Here is a 25,724-nt window from a genome sequence, read left to right on the forward strand (position 1 = left end):
GAAAGAGGCCCTCTTGTTATTTCTTATTAATGGTAAAATTTATTGTTTTAGTCGCTTTAGAAATGGCACCGCCATCATTTTCAAAGATTGTTGCCTTATTATTCTCTGATGGTTCAATATGAATGCTTAACTTGTTTTCACCTGCATTTAGTTTAATCGTGTGAGAAAAAGTCATATCACTATTAATGGTAACAGGCTCTCCATTAATTGTTAGAACACCATCCTTAATGGCATTTCCTTGTAAAGTAATACTGTCAGTTAATACCGTCTGCCCATCTGTATGGGATGTAACCACCACCGGAAGGTCAATCCAGCGAATGATTCTATCTTGTACCACCATTTGATTACCACCTTGGTTTGCCACCACTACTGAAAGGTCAGTACCTTGTGCCCCATAGCCATAATAACTGACATCATCGTCGGTTGTGTTTGCTGCAGTATGGTCCGGTAACCCTTCTTGATCCCACGTACCATTTTTTACATATTTATAAGTAAGAACTTCTCCTTCTTGTGCTTCTACCGTATATTCATAATCATTGGTAACCGCTCCGGCACGAGTCATCTGCCATGCGCCAGTATTCCAACCGTTTTTACTTCCCGGCATTGTAATGTAGATACCTTGCGGAGTATAGGCTGGTGCATTTACTTTAAACGTTACTTTTACTGTAACTAGTTCAGGCGTGATAGTAACATCGTTGGAATTCACCATATTTCCTGCCTTATCATATATCCGAACTTCGTACGTATACGTTTTTCCATTGGTCACATTAATATCTCTAAAGGAGTTTTTTGATAGATCCAATAGCTGATCGTTCATTTCACCATCACGGACAATTGTTACCATATATGGATCATTTGCCCCATCCACCTTCCAGGAAAGGTTGACCTGACCAGATTCCTTTTGAGGCTGTTCAAGTGTCACTTTTTCTGCAGGTGCTGTTGTATCGTCTCCTTTTGTAAAGCTAACTGACTTTGTTTCGCTTGCCACCCAACTGCGGCCTAAATCATTTGAGAATGCAAAACGATACTCATAAGTTCCTACATTAAATGGCAGGAAGATTGCACTATACACATTTGATGTTTCCTGCTGATTTACGTATGAAGCCTTAATTGGGGTCCACTTTTCACTTCCTGGCTGCTTAACTTCAAGCTTCGCTTGCAAGCCTTCCATTTGTTCTAACTCAGTTTCACCTTTTACAAAAATATTAGCTGTAACCGTTTCGGGCTTGGAGAGATCAATAATTCCTTCCTCTAGAGCTGTCACATTATCAATCTTATAATTCTCAGAAGTTAGCGATACATGTGGAATAACAGCGTCCTTAGTCTCTACCTTTTTGGATTCATTTCCGTTTTTATCAAGCGCAACGATAGCAAAATAATATTTTCGGCCATTGTCTAACCCGTCAATTGTTACTGAAGTTTTAGTAGTTTCTTTTACTTTTTGATAAAAAGCTCCGGAAATTGTTGTTTCGTAAATGGCATATTGTTTTGCATCGCCATCCCATTTAAGTGTTGCGGTATGACTTCCTTCTGCTACTGTTAAGTCTGTAACCAAATCTGGACGTTTTAAGTTCTGCCCTTTATCGGATATAAGCATGCGACCGCTCATGGCAGGAACCGTCACGCTCAATGTTCCATCTTTCGTTACAGTTGTATACTTTTTATCAAGCTGGTCAGTGAACTTAATTCCATTAATTAATAAATCTTGGACATTCAGTTCAACCGTTTTTTCTTCAGTGCCTCGGTTTGTCAGTACAATACCTACATTCTTTTTGTCTGAACGAGAAAAAGCAAGCACATCACCCTTAGCATAAAGATGATTTAAATCTCCATAGCTAAATAAATCATGATAGTCATTTCTTACTTTTCCAATTGTTTGATAATGTTTGATTAAATCTTTGTTTTCATTACCCCATGGATAGGTCCTGCGGTCATCCGGGTCTTTTGACCCAGTAACACCAGCTTCATCACCATAGTAAATAGTTGGTGCACCAGCATAACCCATTTGTAGGATAGCAGCGAGCTTTAAGCGTTTAATTCCTAGTTCAGGATTATAGTTCTTATCAAACTCAGCTCTTTCATACGAGTCTGTTCCATTTCCTAGAACAAACGCTGCACGTGCTGTATCATGGGAGCCCATTAAATTCATAAGGGAATAAAACGCTTCCTTAGGGTAGTCCTCAAAGACAGCATTGAGCTGATTTTCTGCACCTTCCGCATTTCCGGACTTTAAGTAATCAATCATCGCACCTCGAAAACGATAGTTCATGACTGAATCATATAGGTCACCAAGAAAATACTCTGAAGCGTCATCCCAAATTTCTCCTAGGATTAATGGTTCATCTTTTTTTCCTGTTTTCAGTTCTTTACGGAACTCACGCCAAAACTCAGGATCCACTTCGTTTGCCACATCTAAACGCCAACCGGAAGAACCGTTGTTAATCCATGACTTTGCCACTGAGTCTTTATCATACATAATGTAATTCGCGAAGGACTTATTATTTAACTCTGATGGATAATCGACCGCTTCACCAGGCACTGATTTGATTTCTGGAAGCGAATCATAGCCCCACCAACACTGGTATTTATATACGCCGTCAACTTTTTCATTTTGAATGTTAAACCAATTTTCGAAGCCGTATGGACTAAACGTTTGTCCTTCATCGATGAATTTATCTCTTGTTTGCTTTATTGCTTCGGCTTCTGAAACTCCTTTATTAACAAGATCATAGATAGCCGACCAGTACTCATAAGCACCAACTGTTGGGTATTTACTATAACGATCAAAATAAATGGAATCGTCCCCCACGTGGTTAAACACACCATCTAAAATCAAATGCATTTTTCTTTTCTTTAATTCTTTCGTAAACGCTTTAAATTCTTCAGGCGAACCAAACATCGGGTCAACGTTCTTGTAGTCCGCCGCATCATATTTATGGTTCGATGCTGCTTCTGCAATCGGATTTAAATAAAGTGTGTTTACTCCTAATGATTGGATATAATCTAATTTCTTTTGAATTCCAGCGATGTCTCCACCGAAGAAGTCATTAGAGAATATGGCATCGCCTTTATATCCTTCTGTCCCTTCTAGACGAGGATTATCAGGCAAATCGTTCCAATCCTTATGCTCAATTGGTTCATCACCACGCGCATTTGTCTTTACACGATCATTCTTTTTATCCCCATTGTTAAATCGATCTGGAAAAATTTGATATACGACTGCTTCCTTCATCCAATCAGGTGTTTTATATGACGGGTCATATACCGTTAACTGGAATAAAGATGCATTTGAGTCCGTCGCCGTTCCTTTTCCACCTTCTTGGACGTCTTCCCCGTACTCTTTCTGTCCTTCACCATCACGAGCAATAAACTTATAACCATAAACCCCCTTAACCTCTGGCTTAACGTCTGCTTCCCAAAACTCGACCTCTGTACCTTTTTGATCAATCCAACCCGCATACTCCATATCTACAGTTGCGGTATTACCAGTATTGTAGTTTTTCAGCTGGACTTTTGCGCCAGTTAAGTCACCCTTTTTTGCTTGAAGACGGAGCTTAACTGTCTCCCCTGCCTTCACTGCCCCAAAAGGTGAACGGTAAGCCGAATCCCACGTATTGTGGTAAAGCTTGTCCCCTTGGACACTACCATCAGGTAAACCCGGATCATAATCGGTGTATACTTCTTTAGTATCATGATTGTAAAAGAACGTAACCGTTGTGGCATTGAGTACATTTAACACAAAGTTATTGTCTGGATAGGCAGGCGCATCCCAGTTGTTCCCTAGGACAATTTTAAATTCATGCTTCCCCTTTGGAACTTGTGCTGTATATGTGTACACATTGTCATGGTCTTCATCTTTTAAAATGGCAGTCGATTCATCCGGGGCCCATTCCCCACCTGCATCAATGTCTGGCTGAATATCGCCTACTATTCTAGGTTTTTGATCATCCGGTAATTCTATCGGTACCGTTACACGATGGTTGCTATCATCATAGAGGAACGTAACCTTCTGTTCCTTATCTAGAGATAGCTTGTAATTACCTCCCCCAGGAACTCCATCCACCCCATAGTTTTCATCCCATGAACCATTTATGGCAATTTTATATTCATAGCTTCCTGCGGGAAGTGTACCTGTTAACAAGTACTTCCCATTCGCTTGCAGCGTCATTTGTGTCGCAGGATCTGCTGGGTTCCACTCCCCTGAACCGCCCAGTTCATCTTGTAGGTTACCGACAAGTGTTATTACTCTTCCATCAGCCTTTGTAGGCGACGGATGAAAAAAAGCCGTTCCTGCAATCGTTTGCACAATTAACGCTAAAAGTGCTAAGTAACTGAATAACTTCCTTGATTTACCTTTCATCCTTTTTCCTCCCCAAACTAGTTTAAAAAGGCAAACGTTTGCACAAAAAAGTATAGAAAACGCTTACTTAATGATATTATCTCATCTACTTGAAATTTTTAAGAATAGGTCTTTCCTACTTTTTATATCCTCAATACATATGTCTTTCATCCTATTTTTCTGATAATTCTTTCATTTATATTAAAAATTGGGTCAGACCGTAATTGGTTTCTGACCCTTTTGTTTCTATGCAACCTCTTTTAAGTCAATATCCATCCGTCTCTCTAATATCCTTAGCAAGAAAGAAAATAACAAGACAAGTGCTAAATAATAAATACCAACCACCATGTAAGTTTCTAATTGGCGGTAATTTGATGCTGCTTCACTTAACCCAGAGCCCCATAAATCTGACATTCCAACATAGGCAACTAGGGAGGAATCCTTTAATCCAATAATAAATTGATTTCCCAATGGAGGGATGGAAAATTTAAATGCCTGTGGTAATATAATTCTTCTCATCGCAAGTGGATAGGACATTCCAAGTGACCGGGCCGCCTCCATCTGTCCCTTGTCAATGGATTGGATAGAACCTCGAAAAATCTCTGCAATGTATGCACCATTATGAATTGCTAAGGCGAGAGCACCAGCCCAGAACTGTGAGAAGGTAACTACAGATGCGATTCCAAAATACAGAATGGCTATTTGGACAATTAACGGCGTACCTCTAATAAGACCAATATAAATAGTTGCTAATTTATTTAGCCATTTATTTGAAGAAATTCTTAAGAAAGCAACAATGAGCCCAATAAGACACCCAATGATTAGTGATGTAATGGTTAACCTTAAGGTAAGTAGTGCCGCAGAAATAAAAATCTCATAGGTGTCCAGGAAGATTTGAACGATAATCAACACCCTCTCTTTATTTGATCAACAGGGTGCCTGCCACTCATAATTGACACCCATAGAAACTCCTATTCTCCTAAAATACTACGACCAAACCATTTGTTACTAATTTTGTCATAGGTTCCGTCCTTAATAATTTCAGCAAGAGCTTTGTTTAACTTATCAAGCAGCTCTTTATCCTCTTTTCGGACCGCTATTGCCTGATCATCTTGTGAAAGTGGCTTACCAACATCTTTAATCTTGATTGCACCGTCTTTGATGATTGGAAGCCCCACCATTTGATCAGTAATTACTGCATCCAACCTACCAGTTGGAAGATCCATTAGCGCTGTGATATCACTGTCATATTCAACAATGTTACCTTGATCTGTATTTTGTAATGCCAGCTCTTTATAAGTACTTGCCTTAACAACTCCAATTTTTTTCCCTTTTAAGTCAGCAACTGATTTAATGGTCTGATTGTCTTTTGCTACAAATATCTGTGCACCGGAACGATAGTACGTATCTGTAAAGTTTACTGATTTTTTACGTTCTTCCGTAACAGTCATACTTGCAAGAATGGCATCAAATTTCTTTGCCTTTAATCCTTGAATAAGTGTTTCCCAAGGGTTTGTAACCGCTACAGGCTTCATTCCCATTTTTTTCGCAAGAGCTTCCCCAATCTCTACGTCAAAGCCAACTAATTTCCCATTTTCCTTGAAATTAAACGGCTTGTACAATCCGCTCATAGCATAGCGAAATTCCTTTTTCTCGTTACCACTGCTTTTCTCTGAACTACCACAAGCTGTCAACATAACAGACACAAAAAACAGAGAAACCATCAATCCTATCATCCAGCTTTTTTTCAACAAAATCCCTCCATTTTTTAAAGAATACTATTTAAAAATTGTTTGGCTTTCACATGCTGAGGATTGATGAAAAATTCGTTCGGCGGTGCTTCTTCAAGAATTTTCCCATCCCCCATAAAGACCACACGATCAGCTACTTCACGAGCAAACCCCATTTCATGTGTAACAACAACCATCGTCATTCCCTCTTTTGCCAGCTGCTTCATTACCTGAAGAACTTCTCCCACAAGTTCAGGATCAAGTGCAGATGTCGGCTCATCAAACAGCATGATTCGTGGTTCCATTGCGAGTGCTCGCGCAATAGCTACTCGTTGCTTTTGACCACCCGAAAGATTTTTTGGGTAGGCAGACGCTTTGTCATATAATCCTACTTTTTCAAGTAATGCTAGCGCTTTTTGTTTAGCTTGTGCCTTGTCCCTCCCTTTCACATGCACAGGAGCTTCCATCACATTCTCCAACACATTCATATGAGGAAAAAGGTTAAAATGTTGAAATACCATCCCTACGTCTTCTCGGACTTTATTCAGATTTGTACTAGTAGGATTAATTGTTTCTCCCCTTAACGTGATCTCTCCCTGATCATATATTTCAAGGAAATTGAGGCAGCGAAGTAGCGTACTTTTTCCAGAACCACTTGCACCAATTATGACAACAACCTCTTTTTCAGCAACGGATAAATAGATACCATCTAAAACTTTTTGTGATCCAAAAGACTTAACTACGTTCCTAACCCTAATCATGTCACCCTCCTTTTTGTAGAAATAATACTTCAGCGGTAATCCTATTTGAAAAACAATTCTTGAACCTATTAAATTGTTATTTCCCAAAAGGATTCCCTTATCCAAGTTATAGTTAATCCTATTAAACAAGGGAGGATAATATTCGTTTCAGTAGGAAATCGGATGCAAAAAACCCACCAAGCTCCCTCTTTTAAAATGAGGGTACTCAATGGGTTTAATACTTACCTAAGATTCTATGATAAATTTTTCGATTGTTTTTTGTCCGTTATCCTTTTCTGAATAGATAAACGAAATCTGTTCACCTTCTTTTATTGATGTTAGTTGTTTGTTCGCTTCATCTGATAATTGAAAGGCGGATTTATTTCCATTAATGCTTACTTCTATTGTATGTGGATCCATTTGACCTACATACTGACCTGAACCATTAGTATATATAGAATTCTTTACTATAAACTCTGCCTCAGTTTTTGCCATATCCTCCTTTGAAGTTAGAAAAACTTCCAACTTATATTGACCATTCGGAAGATCAGATATAGTAAATTCTTGTTCAATATCTTTATTATTATCTAATGAAATTTCTTCCGTAGCTTGTGTTGAGGAAACTTCCTCAGAATATTGTTTGACTTTTTTTTCATTCTGATCGTATACAATAAAGTCAGCCTTTAAACCATTAGAAAAGGTTAGTGTCTGTTTTTTTCCGGATATATTTTTAACTGCATACTTGATCGTCATGTCATGGTTATCCTCTTTTATTTCTAGTGAAGGAATAAATTTCGCCGTCACTTTTTCTTGCTTTTGATTTTCCGTTTTCGTTCTTTCAGTGGTGCCATTCGTTTTAGAACTTGTGCCACAGCCTGTTAAAAGTCCGAATAATACTACGGAACTAATGACAAAATATATTTTTTTGTTTGCCATTTTCATAACCCCTTTTTTAACGTGTTTTTTGTTTTCAGGGCTATAGTCGCTAAAAAAAGGAATAAAGTTACACTTTTTGTCAAAAATATATTTTTTGCCATATTTCCAATTTTAAAGTTAGGAGAGGATTCGCTTTTCATCTTCAATGGCTTTTATCGGACCGATATTCTGTGTAAATTCTAATGTACCAATGTATCTTCCTTTTTCATCCCGGACTGCAAAATAACGAATATATACATATTTATCTCGGAACTTAATCCAAAAATCCTCACTGTCTTTTTTCCCAGCTTTAAAATCTGCCAATAATTCTTCTACCACATGCACGCTTCGTGGCGGATGACAATTCTGAACCGTACGTCCAATAACTGCTTTTGTACGGGCGAAGATTCTTTCTTTTCCATGGGAAAAATAACGAACTACATCCTCATGATCAATAAAAGTAATATCAACTGGTAAGTGGTTTAATAGCAGCTCTAATTGCTTTAAGGATAAAAATCCCGTTTCCATCTTAATATAGCCTTCTGTTATAGCATTTTCAGCTAAGGCTTTTCTCTCTGGCTTCCATTCTTCCGCAGGACCTGTTAAACAGAAGCCAATCTCATCACTTTCATGAGCAATTTTTATCCACTCATCCTCAGATAAATTTTTCAAAGCCATTGGGAAAAGGATGTTCTCTTCTTTGTATATCATTCCAGATACTTCTTGGATGACAAAATTTAGGACTCCAAGTACCTCCTGCTTTTCACCTTGATAGCTAATTAATTTTTGTTTTGCTTCTTTAATAGCGTCACGAATAAAGTCATCAATTCTCCACATATTGGTAGTCGGCCCGAAGATTCCGTACTTTTCTAAATAGGGAAATAGTAAGTTCTCTTTACGGCTATAGTGCTTATCAATGTCTAGTAAGAGATTAATATCCTGCAGAATTTTGTAAATGTTTTCGGATGAATCGTCTATTACAAACTCATCCACATGTACTTGTACCTGTAGTTGTAGCAGCTTTTCAATTTCCCTGTTTTCCAGTTTAAACGTGTGAACTGGATGCCCTGGTAGATCCTCTGGCTTTTGCAAATTATCTTCCCTTTCTATTGAACCTTGAAAAATGGCACTATGTTCCTGATAGATTCGCTGTAACTCTTCTATTGGTATACTTCCCTCTTCTGAAAACTGATGCTGGAGCTGTGTGATTTCATCGACTGTAATTTTCCCTATCAATGCATCAAAATGAGCTTTTACTTCTTCTAAATTTCTTCCGTTATGAAGGTCATGGAAGATACCTTTTAATATGGTAAGACGGTCTGTTTTTTTAGTCATTAGTTGTTCGCGGTTATTAATAATTTCACTCATTTCAGGATTCTCCTTCACTGTTGCTAAATACTGTTTTTAAAGTTATCTCATTAATAACTTACCATTAAGATTATTAGCCGATAGTGATTAACATCATTATTATAGTTTTAAATGTGAAAACTTTAAGAACATGTTATTTGATTATCCTAATAAAAAGACACTGCCACATAAATGACAGTGTACTCGTAGGTGATTATTTTTAGCTTCTATTTAATACTTTTAATATAGGAAAAAGATCTTCCAAATGTTTAATTTCAAATGTAGGAATGACATCATTTCCTTGTTTATCATGACGGTTAATCCACACGGTTTTTATTCCAGCTCGGTTTGCGCCAAGAATATCGGTCATCAGGTTATCACCAACCATTATCACTTCTTCCTTCTTCAAAGACATCCGTGATAAGGCATGCTCGAATATTGAAGGATCTGGCTTTCCTCGTCCAAAATTACCAGAAATAACAATCTGATCAAAATAAGGAACCAATTCAGGCGTAATAGCTAGTTTCGTATTTTGAAGATCAGGAGATCCGTTTGTTAATAAAAGAAGTTGATAGTTTCCCTTTAAACCATCTAGAATCTTAAACGTTTCATCATAGACAAATGGAAGGTTTCGCCGCTCCTGGGGAAACCGCTCAGCTAACTCAACCCCAAATTCAGGGTCATCAAGACCCATTGCTGATAATCCTGATGTCCAAGCATCTTTTCGATAGGTGGGTACAATTTCTTTCATTTTCTTAAACTCTTCCGTATCATCTAAAAAATCCCCCCATAATCCTTCAAAAGGATTAATCCCAATCATTTGTGTAAACGCAAACGTTTCATAGGAAGAATATAAGTTTCTTGCTGCTTCACGAACAGCTCCCTCAAGTTGATCTGCAGAAAGGCCATACCTCTCCTCTGCTAATTTACATGTTGCTGCAAAGGCTTCTTTAACACTTTTTTGGTCCCACAGTAGCGTATCATCTAAATCAAAAAAAATGGCTTTTATCATTTTTGTCCTCACTTCGATTAATGATTTTTTATTAGTTTATCATTAATTCCTTCGCACATGAAGACTAAAGTTTCTGACAATTAAATGCATAAAGAGGAATGAAACACCCTCTACTTGCATATTTTTTTAAGATGGGAAAGGAGGATACAATATGGTCAGCATTGAAGTTAATAAGAAAATTGAAAGTATCACTCATCCGAAGGTACGTAATATCGTAAGAATCTGCGTGGAACAGGGGTGTATGTTCAGACCACATCCAAGCAATCCTAACTTAGTTCATTTATTTGATCCTGAACGTGGGAAAAAAATTATTGGTGACATTAACTTGTTAAGTCCAAGAGGGTACTTTACTTTAGAAGTAGCAAATGGACGTTTTAAATCCTTTAGAAATGAAATATTGGATTTAGATATCAATCATGCAAACTTTGTAGAAAAAGTACTTAAACGGTTGAAACAATAGTAGAAAAAACAGTAAAAAAGGCATTGATTTCTGGTACTTAAAATCATTGTCTTTTTTACTGTAGGTTTTATCTTACCTCCAAGTTTTCTCTATATTATAAGGTTTTTCAAACTCATGCTTCTATAACAATAAATTTTTATTAAAATTTGCATAATTTATGAGTAGCTCAAAATACCTGCTTTTATTCAAAAAAAATAGAAGTATCTTTATTAAGAAATACCTCCATTAATATCTTGTTAACCTCTTCATAATTTCGGTTTTCCTAGCTTTATCTTTAATTCTTGTTAAATCCAGAGCCACCTCATGACCTTTATTTTTTGAACGCAGGATTTCTCTTATGGCTTGTTTCACACTTTCTTCATCATCCCTCACCATGACAACATTTCTCAGCATTTTCCCCCTCCTTTTATATAACCTATTCTCCTATGTTCCTATTTACCTCAATTTTTTATCTTTTATTTAAACGAATCATGGTTTTATTTTTAAAATAAGCTTTAACTGATTGGTTTATGAGTGCAACACTAATGGCCGTAACAATAAAGAATCCGATTGGTACTAATACTATCCAAGGCTGCAATGAGTAAAGATAACTAATATCTCCGCCAATTACTCCTGACCATTCATAGGAGATCGTACGTGGAGGTGTATCATCGTCAGGATAATGGGTACCTCCAAAAAACAATTTCATAAATCCGAGATGGGCAAGAAGCTGCAAAGTTTGAATAAATTGTTGGCCAAATGATATAATCCATTTTTCATATACATGTGGGATAATATGTTTAAAAAAGATATAACGCTTACTAGAACCTAGTGTTTTTGAGACTTCAATGAAATCTTCTTTTTCAACATGCCTCATTTCACCCGATATGTGAATAGTTAAACTCGGAATAGCAAGAGCGACTATAATAAATACCTGAAATGATGCTCGTAACCAAAAGGGAGTATGAAAGCCATCAAGCGGCATCCATAAAACACTAAACAAAATAAAATAAGCAATAATGGTCTGAGGTACAACTGAGAATGGTTCAAAAATGGTTTTTAAACCGTTATAAATCCGATTGTTTAATGAATAAATGAATGACGCCAATATGATTGATAATAACATCCTGAGAATGACGATTGTGATTGTAATACCTATAGTCCATTTTGCCCCCTCCACCATCATATGACCAAGATCATAGCCAAAAGGATCAGAACCAAAAACATACTCGGTGAACGGCGCATACGGGGGACGATCCACAATATTTCCCTTTTCATCAGCATGAAATCTCACCTGTCTGATTTGCCCATCATTAAACACACTATTAAGAATACTACCAGTAAATAGTATGATGAGAAACAAAGCACTAAATATAAACCTTTTCCTCTTTAGCAAAAATACCAGCATACTATTGTATATCCTTTCTGTTTTCAAAACTCACCCATTCAAAAATTCGAAAAATAACAAAGAATGGAATAAAAATTAGGATGCATCCAATAATAAATGGATCTACAGCGGTTAACATCACTCTAAGCAGTCCATTCATATTAAACAAGTAATCAATTACTAATAGAGTTGAAAGCATAGACCAGAAAATCATTTTTGATGTTCCGAACATACCATCCGCAATATTTCTAAGTACATGGACATTTAGGATATAAGAAAAGGTAAAGCCTTTTGCTTTTGCCAGCATGACATAATGCTTCTCTAATTCTTCTTCAATGTAATGAATTAGTACTTTTGTTATGTATAGACTGATAGGAACACTTAAACTGATGACTGGAAGAAGAATCGCTTCTTCTCTTACAGTAACAACTTGGGCCAGCTTAATACCCGTTTTCTTATAAACCATGATAACCGCAAATTGCAGTAATAAAATAAGCATTAGGTCAGGAATAGACTCAAGGATCTCTAGGAAGCTTTTAATATACTTTATTTTATTTTTGAAGAAAATAAGACCGACAAACGCAATAATAAAGGCAATTAAACATGCTACCACAAAGCTTACACCTAACATCTTCATAGAATTCAAATACTTATAAATAATGACAGGAAATACAGAATTCTTCTGGTCCACCAATAAAAAATCACCAAATGTAAACAGTTTTATATTTAAATCATAAACAGCTTGCAGATATTGGGCACCATTTAAAGTTAAATTTTTAAATAACTCGGGGAAAACAGCAATTACTATTAGTACTTCAACCCCAACAAGACACTGGACCATAAGGGTGAAAAATCTTTTAACTATTTTTATTCCTTTCATAACAACATCCTCTTATACAAGTATTTGAATTCTTTCGCATTCCTAATAGACGTAAGGTTCAGATAAATAGTTACATGGTTTAAGGATATATTTTTAAAATTTTCAAAATTGTGGAATTCCTTATTTTTCTACGCTATATTTGTAAATACGAGAAATCATTGGAAGAAGGGGCTGGTGACCTTGTATAGTAAGAAAGTCTTTTTACCAATAAGATTTATAGTAATTCTAGTAGGTTTTATTTCTGCTGTGAATTTACCCATCCTATTAACGTTTAATCCTTATCAATTAAAAGTTGAATTTAGGCTTAGTTTTTTTAAGGAATATGTATTAAGCAACTTAAGTTGGTTTACCCATACAAATGAATATCCATGGATTTTACAGTACTTTGAAGGAGATGGCATCCATAGATATCTGTATACCATGTCATTATTAGGTATTGCTCTATTTATCGTTATCATTCTCAGCTTGATCATTGCAACAGGCATCATGCTCCTGCCATTACCTATACAAAAAAGGTTTAAGGGTTTTATTGATTTTTCCACCACTGTTCCAGATTTACTTATTATCGCTGTATTACAATACCTTATATTCTTTTTATATAAAACGTACAATTTTAAGGTTTTTCGGCTATATGGGGGAGTGGAGACAGAACCTTATTTTGTACCAATATTAATAGTCATTTTTGTTCCCACTCTCTTTTTAACACAGCTGATTTTAAAGGAGTATACTTCTGAAGAACTCCAAGATTATGTCTTGTTTGCAAGGGCAAAAGGACTTCCCTTACGAACAATTTATATCAAACATATTTTTAGAAATATTATTCCTTTAATACTGATTCATTTAAAATATATAGTCTGGTTTCTGCTATCGAGTATTTACGTTATAGAACACATTCTAAATATCAAAGGATATAGTGCTGCTCTTACTTACATGTACGGCACAAGGGTCGTTCTTTTTGTAGTAGGACTCCTCCTTTTCTCCCTACCTCTTGTCATAGTGAGTGCAATTGGTTATGTAGTAAAGATATTGATGAATAGAAAGGAAACAGCTAGTATATGAGAAAATATAAAAAGACAATCTGGGGTTCATCTTTTTTATTGTGTGTCCTAATTATAAGTCTTCTCTACCCTTTATACGGTCCAAGTGATTTCGATAAAGTCTTTTTCTTATATGACGATAAAGGAGACCTAGTAGGAGTTCCTCCTCTACCACCATCTTCTTATTACCTGTTAGGAACAGACCGTAATGGAGAAAGTATATTGCTTATGCTTCTGTATGGTGCAAAATTTACCATTTTAATAGCTTTAAGTGTAACCATTTTAAGAGTCGTAGTTGGCGGGATACTAGGAATAATATTTTCCTTATGGTTGAAACCGCTACTTCTGGTTATTAAGGATTACCTCTTAGTGTATAAAATAGTACCACCCATTATTATTACGTTAGTTCTTATGGGTAGGGTCTCTTTCTATATGGAAGATGCGATCTATGGAATTATTCTATATCAAATTGTGGTCTTAGCTATTGTAGGAATTCCTTCTGTCATAGTTACTACTTCAGAAATTATTGAGGAGCTAAGTAAGAAATCGTTTATCCTCACTTCTTACTTAATGGGAGGTAGTCATTTTCATGTTTTAAAAAGACAAATTAAACCCTTCCTTACGTCTTATGGAATATTGATCGGGATTCAACAATTATTAAATACCTTTATCCTCATTATGTACCTTGGAATCTATAAAATTTACATTGGTGGAATTTCCAAAGGAAATGTACGTGGTTTGGAAACATTTAATTCAAACTCAAAAGAATGGGCCGGGCTTATTGGCCAAAACTTTGATGAATTTTATCGTGCCCCCTACCTTGTCTATATACCACTAATTTGCTACTTCATTCTCATTCTTATTGTTACTATGATTAAGAAAGAACTTGAAGAAACGATGAATATTAATTCATTAGGTTTTAAACTTAAAAATAAGAAAATCAAAAAAGATCAACAAAAACAAGACCAGGGCAAAACTACGATTGTTGCTTCTGACTTTCTATTACAAAGAGAAATGAACTAGCGTCCTTCAGAAAGAGTGACAGTCGCCAATGTGCCTGACACTCTTATTTTACAATATTGTGGAAATTAGTCTGAATGTAGGATATATTTATTCTTGCAATTAAAAATAGTTAGAAAGGTTTGAGTGGGTTGATAAAAAAAGTAGCCTATCTTCCAGTGAGATTGATTGCCATGCTTGCTGGCTTTATTTGTTTATTAAACATACCATTTCTAATAGTTTTCAATGTAAATCAAAAGAGCATTGAATTTCACTTTAGCCAATATAAGGATTATGTGTTGAATAACTTAACATGGTTCGTTCATGTTGAAGAATACCCTTCCATATTAAGGTTTTTTGAAGGCGATGGTATGGATAAGTATTTTTATACCATGACCATATTATCCGTTTCACTTTTCATAGTCATACTGATTGGAATGTTTGTGGCCACCACCATTATGTTGATGCCCTTATCTTTTCGGAAGAGGCTTGGTGGTTTTATCGATTTTACAACCACAGCACCAGACTTACTTATAGTCTTCTTACTTCAATATCTAGTGATATTTTTATTTAAAACTTTTCACATAAAGCTTTTTCAATTATACGGAGGAAATTATACCGAGCCATATATCATGCCAATTGTTATTGTTAGTTTTGTACCTACTATTTTCTTGGTCCAATTTTTATTAAAAGAGTTTGCAAATGAAGAACAACAAGATTATGTATTATTTGCAATAGCAAAAGGGACGCCCTTAAAAACCATTTACACGAAACATATTATCCGCAACATTATTCCTTTATTACTCATCCACCTAAGAATCATTATTTGGTTTCTCTTATCAAGTATTATAGTAGTTGAATACTTATTTAATATACACGGGTATGTGGATGTGTTACGTTCGATGTATGGAACAAGAGCGATTTCCTTTGTTTTTGGTTTCCTCTTTTTTGCCGTGCCTGTTATTATCGCTAATATCATTGCTAAAATTGTGATGTTGTCAAAAAATAGAAAAGGAACTAGCATTGTATGAAACTTCAAAAATATAAAAAGACCATTGTTGGATTGTCTATTCTAAGTATCATTCTTATTGCCAGTTTACTATATCCCTACTATGGACCTGCGGATTTTAATAAGGTGACCTATCTTTATGATAAAAAAGGAAATTTAATCGGAGTCCCTCCTATTCCACCTTCCTCTCATTACCTTTTAGGCTCTGACCGGAATGGTGCAGATATTCTTTATATGATGATTTTCGGGGCAAAATTCACACTACTAACTGCGTTTGGTGTCACCCTTTTTCGAGTGTTAATAGGAAGCGTTCTCGGATTATTATTTTCCTTATGGTTGAAACGTTTGCTTCCACTTGTAAAGGATTTTCTTGTTGTCTTCAATTTAGTACCACCTATCCTAATTACTTTAGTGTTGATGTATCCTGTTTCTACAAACTATATTAAAGATTCAATTTATAGTGTAATGATCTATCAGATTATCATTCTTGTGATTATGGGGATTCCTTCCGTACTGTTTATGACTGTAGACATTGTTGATGAATTAAAAAAGAAAACATTTATCCAGTGTTCGTATTTAATGGGAGGGAATCATTATCATGTGTTAAAAACTCAGATTAAGCCCTATTTGACTTCATATGGACTTTTAATGGTTATTCAGCAGCTTCTAGGTACACTTTTACTTATGATGTATTTAGGTGCATTTCAGGTTTATATAGGGGGGGTATCAAAGGAAGAGGTCCGTGGATTGCCCCTTCTGAATTCCATATCTAAGGAATGGGCCGGTCTAGTTGGACAGAATTACCGTGAATTCTATATGTCGCCTTGGGTAGTACTTATCCCGCTCGCATGTTACTTTATCTTAATCCTCATAATTAACATGATTAAGAAAGAATTAGATGAGGTATTAGACATTAACTCCTTAGGCAATCTGTCCAAGCAGAAGAAAAAATCAAAGAAGAAGAAAAAAATGAAAGAGCAAAGCCCAACCTACTCCCTTAATGCAAAGGACTTCACGTTTCATAGGGAACTAAAGTAAAAAATGGGGACAGTCCCCCAGTGCTTTAAAGCAGCGGGGGACTGTCCCTTTTTATTCTAAACTTACCATCATCCTTTTTAGGTAATTCCTTCTTCCAATTATATATTCCTTTATTACATCCATTTCTTTATCGAATTGTTCTATTTCTTTATTTTTATAAGGATCCCTCAAGACATATGGTCTAATCAATTGAAGCAACAGTTCCACCCTTGGAACCATGTAGTCTAATGTGAATTGCTGTGACATTATTTCTTTCAGTAAGTTTACATATTGTTTTCGGAAATGGTTTACGTCTAAAATTCTTGCCGTTAATGTATTAAATCCATCTATTGGTACATAATCAGCTTCCATAGTTTTTCCGTTAACATCCCTTCCCCATGTAGCATCATAATCCCAGGGTAGGACTTCAAATAAACCAGTCTCACCGTTCCTATACAATGAGTAATTATGAACAAAACCATCATAATTCGATGTGAATATAACTCCAGCAATCCAGCGAAGATACTTATTAACATCCACAAAATTGTGTATTTCCTTTTCGAATTCCCTTTTTCCTATTGTATTAATCTTAAAGATAAATTCTTCTAAATAATAATTTTCTTTTTGGTCTCCCCATTTTCTTTCATAGCCCAAACTTAATGATTTTTTTGTTTCTTTGTCCAATTCACTCATAAGGGAAAAATTAGCATCACCATCAAGTGCATAAAAAATGCTTCCCTTCAATAAGTTTCTTCTTCGCAAGAAATTTTCATCCACTGATTCAATTTCTAAGTATACCCCTTCTGGTCTTCCGTTCTGTGTCAAAAAAACATGCTGGGACCTTGGCGCTAAAACTTGAATATCCGAAAAAAAGTCAAAGGATAATTTATTGCGAATGAGTGAGGGGTCCATATATTCTGCATTTAAATGAATGATTTTAGATCCCCTAAAGTTATTAGGTTTATAAAAAGCTATCTGATAGGACTTTTTCTCCAAATCTCTAATATGGGCTCCTCGATAACTTAGATCAATCTCTAGTCTCTTACCTTCTATGGTTAACCGTCCGGGTACAGGTTCATCATTCCATATATCCCTCTTTAGTTCCTTTAGGTCATTGGGATTTATAAAAAGTTTATACTCAGGTACCTTTGTCACCTCGTCCATTTTTATTCCTCCTTCTTTTATTCGTATGAAAATAAAGGAATAGTGGTCACGATTGGATAGCAATTTTTCCTTTCATAGGCTTTTTTCTCATACAAAAATGGCTCCACAAACGTAAATTGGTAAAAGAAGAGTGAGGTTTATAGGGTATATGTATAATGAGCAAACGTACTCCCTTTTCTATATTTAAAGGAGGTGCTAAAATGAGTGAATTTTCATCAGAGGAAATACAAAGGGCCGCAGATGAGGTAAGACGTGGTGGTTTCGGGGACTTTATGTTTAGAGGACCAAGCCGTAATCGCCGCACTTCCTCTTCAAGTCGAAATACTACTCGGCATTCAAGTAGACACACAACCAGAAGACATACATCTGCTAAGCGCTGTACTACAAGAAGATATCCAACCAAATGCTTTAAAATAAAATCTTGTTGGCAGAGCAGTAACCGCAGCAATCATCAAACGAAAAGCTATTGGGATAGTGGAAACATGTGGAAATTAAGAGTACGAAGACGTTAAAACGTATACTATAGGCAAAGAGGGTGACTCCTATGGAGACCCCTCTTCTTTTTAGTTTATTTTTTATCAGGAATTCCACAGCTGCCATCTACACAGCTTACATCTTCCGCTGTCGATAAGTCCTGAAACATTGGTTTAGGTGATTCTTCCTCCCAAACTTTTTGTAAGGCATCCTTGAATGTTTCAAGTGGTTGTGCCCCAGATATTGCGTACTTTGAATTTAGAACAAAATACGGAACCCCACGAACACCATATTGTTGGGCAAGCGATTCATCTAAACGAACTTCATTGGCAAATGCATTTTTATCATTCAAAACACGTAATACTTCTTCTCGTTCTATGCCTGCATCCTCAGCTATGGCAATCAAGGTTTCCAAATCCCCAATATTTTTTCCTTCAGTAAAATAAGATTGAAGAAGCTTTTCAGAAACCAATGGTTCTTTCCCTTTTGCTTTCGCCAATTTTGCCAAGCGATGCGCATCAAAAGTATTCGTTGGTTTCATTTCTTCAAAATTAAAAGTTAATCCAACTGTTGCTGCCTGTTGTCCAACTCCCTGGTTAGCTTGTTTCGCTTGATCTATACTCATACCGTATTTTTTTGCTAATACTGCATGGATATTTTGACCACTATATTCTGGTGAGTTTGGATCTAGCTCAAAGCTTTTGAATTCAACTTCAACTTGATCTCTATGTGGGAATTGGTTTAACGCGTCTTCTAGTCTGCGCTTTCCAATGTAACAAAACGGACATACATAATCTGACCAAACCTCAATTTTCATGTCAACACCTCGTTTTTCTTCAATTACGTTTTATAGTAACACATGGTGATTGAAAACAAATAAAATGTGCTCACAAGAAAGGATGAACACTAGAAAAGCATTCATTGAAAAAAGGGTAATAGGAAACTGGTTGATTTTACCTTTAAAAAAGGTAAAATTAACTAGTTCACTATTTTTTCATGGAGGTGTATTTTAATTAAAAACTTTTTAAAAGGCATAATTGGTTTTCTTATTTTAGATTTATATTTTAATTTAATTCCCGTTCAGCTTGGAAATCCATTTCTTCAATTTGGGTCCACTCTACTCTTCTTTCCGTTAGCTTTTTATATTTCTAAATGGGTCGGACTAGATGGATTAAAAGGATTGGGAATGGTATTTCATCCAGGCTGGAATAAGAACTTTATTATTAGCTTTCTGATAGGCTTTGGATTTTGGATGGTTATGTTCTTCATACAATTTTACGTTGGCGACTTAGAGTTTGTAGGCGTTCATAACCCTGTAAATGTAATCATGCCTGTTGTGGAAGTCTTTATTGGTTACTTAGTTGGATCTCTAATTAATGATTTAATTGTCAGAGGCTATGTTATCAATATATTAAAAGATAAGATTCACATTGTCTGGGTATTTATAATAAGTATTTTAATTTATGCACTTGATGATTATTGGTATGCAGGATTTAGCCTCAGAAATATTATCTTTTCCATTATTTTAGGCCTCTCTTTAACTCTTGCATACTATAAAACGGGATCAATATGGGCAGATACAGGGCTCCATTATGGCTTAAATATTGCCTACGGTCTTTTCTTTGGTCTAGTTGGTAATTCTGGGAGTGGAATTTTTATCGTTAAGGAAACTGGTCACGAAACTGCATTTTCCAATCTCCTTCACTATCTGGTCCCTGCAATTATGTTTTTATTTGTTCTTTGTACAATAAGATTCTATACGACTATAGTTCCAAATATAAAAAATAGAAAAATAACCATTTCACAATAGCTGAATCTTTTAGCTCCATTCATTGTCTTGATTTTATAATGAAAAAAATTAGGGGGAACTTATGAAAATCATTGGGTTAATAGGTGGAATGAGCTGGGAATCCTCAGTTGAGTATTATCGTATCATTAACGAGGAAGTTAAGAAGAGATTAGGTGGATTGCATTCAGCTCAATGTATCATGTACAGCGTTGATTTCGCTGAGATTGAAAAGTGTCAATCTGAAGGTGATTGGGTTAGAGCTGGAAAAATTTTAGCTGATGCAGCAAAAAGCCTAGTATTAAGTGGCGCAGACTTCATTATCATTTGTACCAACACCATGCATAAAGTTATAGATGCCATCCAAGAAAACATTAATATTCCTATTTTACATATTGCAGATGCAACAGCTACTCAAATTAAAAAGAATGGTTTGAAGACAATTGGCTTGCTTGGCACCAAGTATACGATGGAGCAGGATTTTTACAAATCCCGTTTAGAAGCCCAAGGACTAAAGGTTCTTATACCAACTGATCAGGAAAGAGACATGATAAATACCATAATTTATGAAGAATTATGTTTAGGGAAAATTCTTCACTCATCAAAAACTTCATATAAGAGTTTCATTAGTAACCTAATTGAAAATGGAGCAGAGGGCATCATTCTTGGATGTACTGAAATAGGTTTATTAATAAAACAAGAGGATATTAATGTGCCATTATTTGATACAGCTTCTATTCACGCTCTTGCTGCGGTTAACAATGCACTTGAATAGTATTTATTATTCATAAACAGAATGGGGGGAAAATATGAAGTTTAAGAAATTTCTAGTCGGTTTTTCTACGTTTGTAATAGCAACTGGCCTTTTGTATGCGATTGGGCATCTCTTTAAGATAGAATGGTTAATGTTTCATCATAAATATGAACTAAATGTAAATAGTTTCTACGTTGAAACAGGTTCCTTAGTTCCGTTTATTATTGGTATATTCCTCAGCTTTATCGCAGAGAAAATCTATGTATATAAAAACCAGGCACCATTTCGCTAAAGCAAAAAGAAGTGCCCTATCCAAAAAGGGCACTTCTTTGCATAATCCTACTCATGTTCATGTTCGAACTCATCTTCCAATCGTTTTATTTCTTCAACTGATTTTTCTAATGCAGCTTGAGGGCCTTTAAAGTGCTTTTTGTAATAACCCAAGTCCATGATGATTAGAATGACAAACATGCCTCCTATAGCGTAGGCAGCCATTTGATTTGGTGGAATTACCATGATGATACATATAAAGAGAATCCAGATTAAACTAATAACGTTAATTGGTTTGCTCCATTTACCTAAACTCCACGGACCATAGTGTTTAGGTAAGAATATGCCTTTTGATTCAGCTCTTAGTTTCAAAAAGATCGGGATTCCGTAAGCCACATATAAACCAACTACACTCACAGCAGTTAAAAACGCGATCGTTGAGTACCCCACATCTGGATTGATTAACTTTGTAATATAATCAATTAATGCAAGGACAAAGGAAAGAATAACAGAAAGCCAGATCGCTTTCGCAGGCGTTCGATATTTACGGCTAATTTCTGCCCAATGCCTGCTAAACGGCATTCCCTTATCTCGTGAAAAAGCATACATCATCCGTGAAAACGAGGTAATTGATGATAGACCGCAGAAGAACATGGCAAAAGTAACAAGCCAGAGTACGATGTTTCCAAATGTACCACCCAATGCTTGGCTGATAACATAGATAAAGGCATTATCAGAGTCCACCGCGCCACTCGCATCATGAATGGAAAGAGTAACAAATGAGAGCATGATAAAACCAAATACGAACGAAAATGCGACTGAGTTAAAAATTCCCCATGGTGCTCGAACCCTTGGATGAACCGTTTCTTCAATTGTATGTGCGGATGCATCATATCCTGTAAATGTCCATTGTGCTTGCAACAATCCGATTAAAAAGGCAAGAAAATACGGCTTATCTGAAAATGTTGTTCCAACTTGAAATAAATAGTCAATTGGTTGGAGGCCATCTTTAGTAAAGAAGGCAAGGCTTACGACTAATATAGCAACAACGATCATATGATACCAAGCCGAAAAGTCATTTAATTTTGCAACTATTTTTATACCAACATGGTTAAGGATTCCGTGTAAAAGGAGGACTACACCAAAAACGATGAGAATAGTAGTATCATTAGAAGAATAATTGAAGATGGTTGCTAGGAGTGGATCGGCGAATAAGGCGACTGAATAATCAATTCCAGCTACGATTCCGATTTGACCAATTAAATTGATCCAGGCAGTATACCAGCCAATTCTCGTGCCTTTTAAGGCAGCAGCCCAGTGATATAAAGCCCCTGCTGTTGGAATCGCTGAAGCGAGTTCAGATAGAGAGGCAGCAATTAATAGTACAAAAAAGGCAACGATGGTCCACCCGAACCCCATCATTCCAGGTCCACCATAAAGTAATCCATGGCCGTAAAGGGAAACTGCACCTGTTAATATAGAAATGATTGAAAATGAAATCGCAAAGTTTGAAAACCCCCCCATATCACGTAGTAGTTCTTGTGCATATCCATAGCGATTTAGCTGTTTTTTATCCGCCAGCATTTGTTGATCTTTATTTTTCATAGATACTTCTCCTTTCGTGCTTAGACTTTTTCATCACTTCCCACGAAAATCTCATGTTCTTCCTCTTTAAAAGCTCTCACATTTTTATTTGCTCTCAGTCCAATAGCAGAACCAACTCCAAGTGTAATGATGACTAAAGCGAAACCAATTAAGACCTCCAACCACGGTCACCTCCTTCAACAAGGTTTAAACAAAGACCTATATGGGTCAAGTTAATACTATAAGTATTCTGAAAAATTCGATTATATTCACTATAAATCATAGAATAGAAAAGCAGTCCTCATAGAGACTGCTCAATCAAATCGAAAATTATATAATATTATCTGTTTGCTACATCCTTTAATTCTTCATGTGAAGTAATATCTTCTATGGATACAAATTCTTCTGACATTGGGCGTAGATTTTTCGAACCTACTAAGAAATAGTAGACAATTGCTACTCCAAAGATGGATAAAATGACATAACCTAATGGAAGTTCTACTCCAAACAATGGTAAAGATGTAGTTAGAACACTATATTTAACAACACAGAAGAAAGAAAACACGCCTAAAATAAGTGCAATCGCTGGTACAACCGGATAACTTACTTTGAATGGTCTCTCCATATTTGGTTCTTTCTTTCTTAACACAAATAATGAAACCATACTTAAACAGTACATGGTAATTGCGCCAAAAACAGAAAGAATAATTAGGGCATTTGCAAAATTAGCAGAACCAGCAGCAATGACACCAATTGCACCTGGTACAATGAGACCCCAGTGCGGTACGCCTCTTTTTGAAAGATTAGAAAGGAATTTCGGTAAGTAACCCGCTCTCGCTAAAGCAAATGTCTGGCGGGAAAAACCAATAATAATTCCATGTAAACTGGCAATTAAACCAAAGAGTCCAATAATAGCGACTGTAATAGGAATAATACTGCCTTCACCATACACACTTGATAATGCCTGTGGAAGTGGATAATCCGCCGGCTTGCCAGTTCCTCCACCAAGACCAGCCGTTACGAATAATGTTAAAACCGTGGCAACACCCAGAGTTAAAATACCTGAAATGAATCCTTTTGGAATATCCTTCTTAGGATCACGAACTTCTTCAGCGGCCATCGCACCGCCTTCAATAGCTAAGAAGAACCAAATGGCAAAAGGAATTGCAGCCATAACCCCAGACCAGCCATTTGAGAAGGCCGTTTCATTAAAAATATTAGATGTTTGTACATGTGGTAACCCTGCTACATAATAAATTGCTAAACCGATAAGGGCCATAATGGTAGCTACCAATTCAATGATTGCAGCTCCCTTTACCCCGATGAGGTTGACTAAAATAAACAAAATAAACATCCCAACTGTTGCATAGACGGCATTAATGCTAGGGACTAAGAAATTAATGTATGCACCCACTGAAACAGCAATAGCTGGTGGAGCAAATACAAATTCAAGTAAACAGGCTATCCCTGTTACAAACCCCATAAATGGCCCCATTGCTTTCCTTGCATAAGCAGATGGCCCACCAGCATTTGGAATAGAAGTGGATAACTCAGAATAACTAAAAATAAAAGTTGTATAGAACACTGTAATTATAAGTGCTGCAATAGCAAGGCCAATGGTTCCCCCTTGTTCGAACCCATAATTCCAACCAAAATACTGACCAGAAATAACCATCCCCACTGCAATACCCCATAAATGGATAGGCTTCAGACTTTTATGCAATTGGTTTTTTTCCTTCTCCAATAAGATCGTCCCCTTTTAAGAACATTTTTGAATTTAGAACTTCCACTATTGTTAGGTCTTTTTCTGAAAATTTTTCGTAGGAGAATGAATACCTTATTTTACAATATTAATAGACTTGAACTACTTGTTAAAAATAGTCATAACATTTCGGACGGATTGTGCAGATTTATCTAATGCAGATTTCTCTTCAGGAGTTAGCGGGATCTCAATAATACTTTCGATTCCATCTCCTCCAAGAATGGTCGGAACCCCTAAATAAAGATCATGATAGCCATATTCACCTTCTAAATAAGCGATGGATGGTAAAATGCGCTTTTTGTCTTTAAGTATGGCCTCTGCCATTTGGACCATGGATGCAGCAGGAGCAAAATAAGCACTTCCTTGTCCAAGTAAATTGACAATTTCACCGCCGCCCTTACGCGTTCTTTCTACAATTGCATCAATCCGATGCGGTGGGAGAATTTTATCCAGTGGGATTCCTCCCGCATAGGAAAAGCGTACTAAAGGTACCATATCATCCCCGTGACCACCAAGTACAAACCCAGAAATGTCCTCAACTGATACATTCAATTCCTGGGCTACAAATGTGTTAAAACGGGCTGTATCTAATACACCTGATTGACCAATAACACGATTCTTTGGAAACCCGGTCGTTTTATAGCATACATAGGTCATTGCATCCACCGGATTACTAAGAACTATAATGTAACTATTAGGAGCAAACCTTTTCACGTTTTCTGATACTTGCTCGATAATTTTAGCATTTGTTGACACTAAATCGTCACGACTCATCCCTGGTTTCCGAGCAATCCCTGCCGTAATAAGCACTAAGTCAGCATCTAGGATATCCTCGTAATTTGACGTTCCAGTAATATTTGCATTAAATCCCTGCACAGGACTTGCTTCTAACATATCAAGTGCTTTCCCTTTGGTTGGATCACTTTGAGATGGGATATCTACTAGAACCACATCACCTAATTCTTTCTGAGCAAGCATCAATGCAGCTGTTGCACCGGTAAAACCTGCTCCGATAACTGCAATTTTTCTCCGTTTGAAAGCCAATTTCTTCTCCCCCCATTTTCAATACTCATAGTAGC

The 25,724-nt window shown here is 36.3% G+C and carries 25 protein-coding genes; 9 read left to right on the forward strand and 16 right to left on the reverse strand.

Features of this window, described 5'->3' with window-relative positions:
• Positions 1–16 precede the first annotated feature (16 nt).
• The 7 genes from ABES03_RS17310 to ABES03_RS17340 form a co-directional block, all read right to left on the reverse strand.
• Positions 17–4,360, reverse strand: coding sequence for an alpha-amylase family glycosyl hydrolase (locus tag ABES03_RS17310; RefSeq protein ID WP_430118943.1), 4,344 nt, complete (start codon positions 4,358–4,360; stop codon positions 17–19).
• 225 nt (positions 4,361–4,585) lie between these two features.
• Complete coding sequence (locus ABES03_RS17315; RefSeq protein WP_430119048.1) at positions 4,586–5,242, reverse strand: amino acid ABC transporter permease; 657 nt, start codon at positions 5,240–5,242, stop codon at positions 4,586–4,588.
• A 68-nt stretch (positions 5,243–5,310) separates the two neighbouring features.
• Positions 5,311–6,075, reverse strand: a complete 765-nt coding sequence (locus ABES03_RS17320; RefSeq protein ID WP_430119050.1) for an ABC transporter substrate-binding protein — start codon at positions 6,073–6,075, stop codon at positions 5,311–5,313.
• A gap of 32 nt (positions 6,076–6,107) precedes the next feature.
• Positions 6,108–6,830, reverse strand: a complete 723-nt coding sequence (locus ABES03_RS17325) for an amino acid ABC transporter ATP-binding protein (protein ID WP_430118945.1) — start codon at positions 6,828–6,830, stop codon at positions 6,108–6,110.
• Between the two features lie 225 nt (positions 6,831–7,055).
• Positions 7,056–7,745 (reverse strand): BsuPI-related putative proteinase inhibitor, encoded by a 690-nt coding sequence (locus ABES03_RS17330; RefSeq protein WP_430118947.1) that lies wholly within the window; start codon positions 7,743–7,745, stop codon positions 7,056–7,058.
• Between the two features lie 117 nt (positions 7,746–7,862).
• Positions 7,863–9,092 carry a DUF438 domain-containing protein gene (locus ABES03_RS17335; protein ID WP_430118949.1) on the reverse strand — a complete coding sequence of 410 codons (1,230 nt, stop codon included), beginning with the start codon at positions 9,090–9,092 and terminating at the stop codon, positions 7,863–7,865.
• A gap of 199 nt (positions 9,093–9,291) precedes the next feature.
• Positions 9,292–10,083 carry an HAD family hydrolase gene (locus ABES03_RS17340; protein WP_430118951.1) on the reverse strand — a complete coding sequence of 264 codons (792 nt, stop codon included), beginning with the start codon at positions 10,081–10,083 and terminating at the stop codon, positions 9,292–9,294.
• A 151-nt stretch (positions 10,084–10,234) separates the two neighbouring features.
• Here ABES03_RS17340 and ABES03_RS17345 point away from each other — a divergent pair, with 151 nt between their 5' ends.
• Entirely contained in the window at positions 10,235–10,543 is a 309-nt protein-coding gene (locus ABES03_RS17345) for a hypothetical protein (RefSeq protein ID WP_430118953.1), read from the forward strand.
• A gap of 225 nt (positions 10,544–10,768) precedes the next feature.
• Here ABES03_RS17345 and ABES03_RS17350 read toward each other — a convergent pair whose 3' ends face one another.
• The 3 genes from ABES03_RS17350 to ABES03_RS17360 are packed head-to-tail and all read right to left on the reverse strand — an operon-like array spanning position 10,769 to position 12,789.
• Positions 10,769–10,936, reverse strand: a complete 168-nt coding sequence (locus tag ABES03_RS17350) for a hypothetical protein (protein WP_430118955.1) — start codon at positions 10,934–10,936, stop codon at positions 10,769–10,771.
• A gap of 55 nt (positions 10,937–10,991) precedes the next feature.
• Positions 10,992–11,930 (reverse strand): ABC transporter permease subunit, encoded by a 939-nt coding sequence (locus ABES03_RS17355; protein ID WP_430118957.1) that lies wholly within the window; start codon positions 11,928–11,930, stop codon positions 10,992–10,994.
• A gap of 1 nt (position 11,931) precedes the next feature.
• On the reverse strand, positions 11,932–12,789 hold the full coding sequence (locus tag ABES03_RS17360) for an ABC transporter permease subunit (protein WP_430118959.1): 858 nt from the start codon (positions 12,787–12,789) through the stop codon (positions 11,932–11,934).
• A gap of 180 nt (positions 12,790–12,969) precedes the next feature.
• On the opposite strand from ABES03_RS17360, the gene ABES03_RS17365 reads away from it, so the two are divergent.
• From ABES03_RS17365 to ABES03_RS17380, 4 genes are all read left to right on the forward strand, one after another.
• A complete protein-coding gene (locus ABES03_RS17365; protein ID WP_430118961.1) occupies positions 12,970–13,848 on the forward strand; it encodes an ABC transporter permease subunit in 879 nt (292 codons plus the stop codon).
• Positions 13,845–14,849: a hypothetical protein gene (locus ABES03_RS17370; RefSeq protein WP_430118963.1), complete on the forward strand. Its 1,005-nt coding sequence runs from the start codon at positions 13,845–13,847 to the stop codon at positions 14,847–14,849. Before ABES03_RS17365 ends, ABES03_RS17370 begins: the two co-directional genes overlap by 4 nt.
• 128 nt (positions 14,850–14,977) lie before the next feature.
• Positions 14,978–15,856 carry an ABC transporter permease subunit gene (locus ABES03_RS17375; RefSeq protein ID WP_430118965.1) on the forward strand — a complete coding sequence of 293 codons (879 nt, stop codon included), beginning with the start codon at positions 14,978–14,980 and terminating at the stop codon, positions 15,854–15,856.
• Positions 15,853–16,872 (forward strand): hypothetical protein, encoded by a 1,020-nt coding sequence (locus tag ABES03_RS17380; protein WP_430118967.1) that lies wholly within the window; start codon positions 15,853–15,855, stop codon positions 16,870–16,872. The genes ABES03_RS17375 and ABES03_RS17380 overlap by 4 nt, the downstream gene beginning before the upstream one ends.
• Before the next feature lie 51 nt (positions 16,873–16,923).
• Here the strand turns inward: ABES03_RS17380 and ABES03_RS17385 are convergent, their stop codons facing one another.
• Positions 16,924–18,015 (reverse strand): CotH kinase family protein, encoded by a 1,092-nt coding sequence (locus ABES03_RS17385; RefSeq protein ID WP_430118969.1) that lies wholly within the window; start codon positions 18,013–18,015, stop codon positions 16,924–16,926.
• Between the two features lie 200 nt (positions 18,016–18,215).
• Between ABES03_RS17385 and ABES03_RS17390 the strand changes: the two genes are divergently transcribed.
• A complete protein-coding gene (locus tag ABES03_RS17390) occupies positions 18,216–18,527 on the forward strand; it encodes a CotG/ExsB N-terminal domain-containing protein (RefSeq protein WP_430118971.1) in 312 nt (103 codons plus the stop codon).
• 56 nt (positions 18,528–18,583) lie between these two features.
• Here the strand turns inward: ABES03_RS17390 and ABES03_RS17395 are convergent, their stop codons facing one another.
• Positions 18,584–19,306: a DsbA family oxidoreductase gene (locus tag ABES03_RS17395; protein ID WP_430118973.1), complete on the reverse strand. Its 723-nt coding sequence runs from the start codon at positions 19,304–19,306 to the stop codon at positions 18,584–18,586.
• A 369-nt stretch (positions 19,307–19,675) separates the two neighbouring features.
• Between ABES03_RS17395 and ABES03_RS17400 the strand changes: the two genes are divergently transcribed.
• The 3 genes from ABES03_RS17400 (at position 19,676) to ABES03_RS17410 (ending at position 21,321) form a co-directional block, all read left to right on the forward strand.
• Positions 19,676–20,299 carry a CPBP family intramembrane glutamic endopeptidase gene (locus ABES03_RS17400; RefSeq protein ID WP_430118975.1) on the forward strand — a complete coding sequence of 208 codons (624 nt, stop codon included), beginning with the start codon at positions 19,676–19,678 and terminating at the stop codon, positions 20,297–20,299.
• Positions 20,300–20,360: 61 nt separating this feature from the next.
• Positions 20,361–21,050, forward strand: a complete 690-nt coding sequence (locus ABES03_RS17405) for an aspartate/glutamate racemase family protein (protein WP_430118977.1) — start codon at positions 20,361–20,363, stop codon at positions 21,048–21,050.
• Between the two features lie 34 nt (positions 21,051–21,084).
• A complete protein-coding gene (locus ABES03_RS17410) occupies positions 21,085–21,321 on the forward strand; it encodes a hypothetical protein (protein ID WP_430118979.1) in 237 nt (78 codons plus the stop codon).
• Positions 21,322–21,368: 47 nt separating this feature from the next.
• On the opposite strand, the gene ABES03_RS17415 is transcribed toward ABES03_RS17410, so the two are convergent.
• From ABES03_RS17415 to mdh, 4 genes are all read right to left on the reverse strand, one after another.
• Complete coding sequence (locus ABES03_RS17415) at positions 21,369–22,904, reverse strand: amino acid permease (protein ID WP_430118981.1); 1,536 nt, start codon at positions 22,902–22,904, stop codon at positions 21,369–21,371.
• 20 nt (positions 22,905–22,924) lie between these two features.
• The gene (locus ABES03_RS17420) at positions 22,925–23,065 is read right to left on the reverse strand and encodes a hypothetical protein (RefSeq protein ID WP_430118983.1); all 141 of its coding nucleotides are present in this window, start codon (positions 23,063–23,065) and stop codon (positions 22,925–22,927) included.
• Between the two features lie 158 nt (positions 23,066–23,223).
• Complete coding sequence (eat, locus tag ABES03_RS17425) at positions 23,224–24,627, reverse strand: ethanolamine permease (protein WP_430118985.1); 1,404 nt, start codon at positions 24,625–24,627, stop codon at positions 23,224–23,226.
• Positions 24,628–24,747: 120 nt separating this feature from the next.
• On the reverse strand, positions 24,748–25,689 hold the full coding sequence (gene mdh, locus ABES03_RS17430; RefSeq protein ID WP_430118987.1) for a malate dehydrogenase: 942 nt from the start codon (positions 25,687–25,689) through the stop codon (positions 24,748–24,750).
• Between the last annotated feature and the right edge of the window lie 35 nt (positions 25,690–25,724).

Origin of the sequence: Neobacillus rhizosphaerae, from assembly GCF_050477885.1 — a bacterium.
GTDB lineage: Bacteria > Bacillota > Bacilli > Bacillales > Cytobacillaceae > Neobacillus > Neobacillus rhizosphaerae_A.

Coding starts and splice junctions, on each gene's coding strand:
- ABES03_RS17310 (WP_430118943.1), bottom strand. CDS start 4,360: ATGAAAGGTAAATCAAGGAAGTTATTCAGTTACTTAGCACTTTTAGCG.
- ABES03_RS17320 (WP_430119050.1), bottom strand. CDS start 6,075: ATGATAGGATTGATGGTTTCTCTGTTTTTTGTGTCTGTTATGTTGACA.
- ABES03_RS17325 (WP_430118945.1), bottom strand. CDS start 6,830: ATGATTAGGGTTAGGAACGTAGTTAAGTCTTTTGGATCACAAAAAGTT.
- ABES03_RS17330 (WP_430118947.1), bottom strand. CDS start 7,745: ATGGCAAACAAAAAAATATATTTTGTCATTAGTTCCGTAGTATTATTC.
- ABES03_RS17335 (WP_430118949.1), bottom strand. CDS start 9,092: ATGAGTGAAATTATTAATAACCGCGAACAACTAATGACTAAAAAAACA.
- ABES03_RS17340 (WP_430118951.1), bottom strand. CDS start 10,083: ATGATAAAAGCCATTTTTTTTGATTTAGATGATACGCTACTGTGGGAC.
- ABES03_RS17345 (WP_430118953.1), top strand. CDS start 10,235: ATGGTCAGCATTGAAGTTAATAAGAAAATTGAAAGTATCACTCATCCG.
- ABES03_RS17350 (WP_430118955.1), bottom strand. CDS start 10,936: ATGCTGAGAAATGTTGTCATGGTGAGGGATGATGAAGAAAGTGTGAAA.
- ABES03_RS17355 (WP_430118957.1), bottom strand. CDS start 11,930: ATGCTGGTATTTTTGCTAAAGAGGAAAAGGTTTATATTTAGTGCTTTG.
- ABES03_RS17360 (WP_430118959.1), bottom strand. CDS start 12,789: ATGAAAGGAATAAAAATAGTTAAAAGATTTTTCACCCTTATGGTCCAG.
- ABES03_RS17370 (WP_430118963.1), top strand. CDS start 13,845: ATGAGAAAATATAAAAAGACAATCTGGGGTTCATCTTTTTTATTGTGT.
- ABES03_RS17380 (WP_430118967.1), top strand. CDS start 15,853: ATGAAACTTCAAAAATATAAAAAGACCATTGTTGGATTGTCTATTCTA.
- ABES03_RS17385 (WP_430118969.1), bottom strand. CDS start 18,015: ATGGACGAGGTGACAAAGGTACCTGAGTATAAACTTTTTATAAATCCC.
- ABES03_RS17390 (WP_430118971.1), top strand. CDS start 18,216: ATGAGTGAATTTTCATCAGAGGAAATACAAAGGGCCGCAGATGAGGTA.
- ABES03_RS17395 (WP_430118973.1), bottom strand. CDS start 19,306: ATGAAAATTGAGGTTTGGTCAGATTATGTATGTCCGTTTTGTTACATT.
- ABES03_RS17400 (WP_430118975.1), top strand. CDS start 19,676: ATGGTATTTCATCCAGGCTGGAATAAGAACTTTATTATTAGCTTTCTG.
- ABES03_RS17405 (WP_430118977.1), top strand. CDS start 20,361: ATGAAAATCATTGGGTTAATAGGTGGAATGAGCTGGGAATCCTCAGTT.
- ABES03_RS17410 (WP_430118979.1), top strand. CDS start 21,085: ATGAAGTTTAAGAAATTTCTAGTCGGTTTTTCTACGTTTGTAATAGCA.
- ABES03_RS17415 (WP_430118981.1), bottom strand. CDS start 22,904: ATGAAAAATAAAGATCAACAAATGCTGGCGGATAAAAAACAGCTAAAT.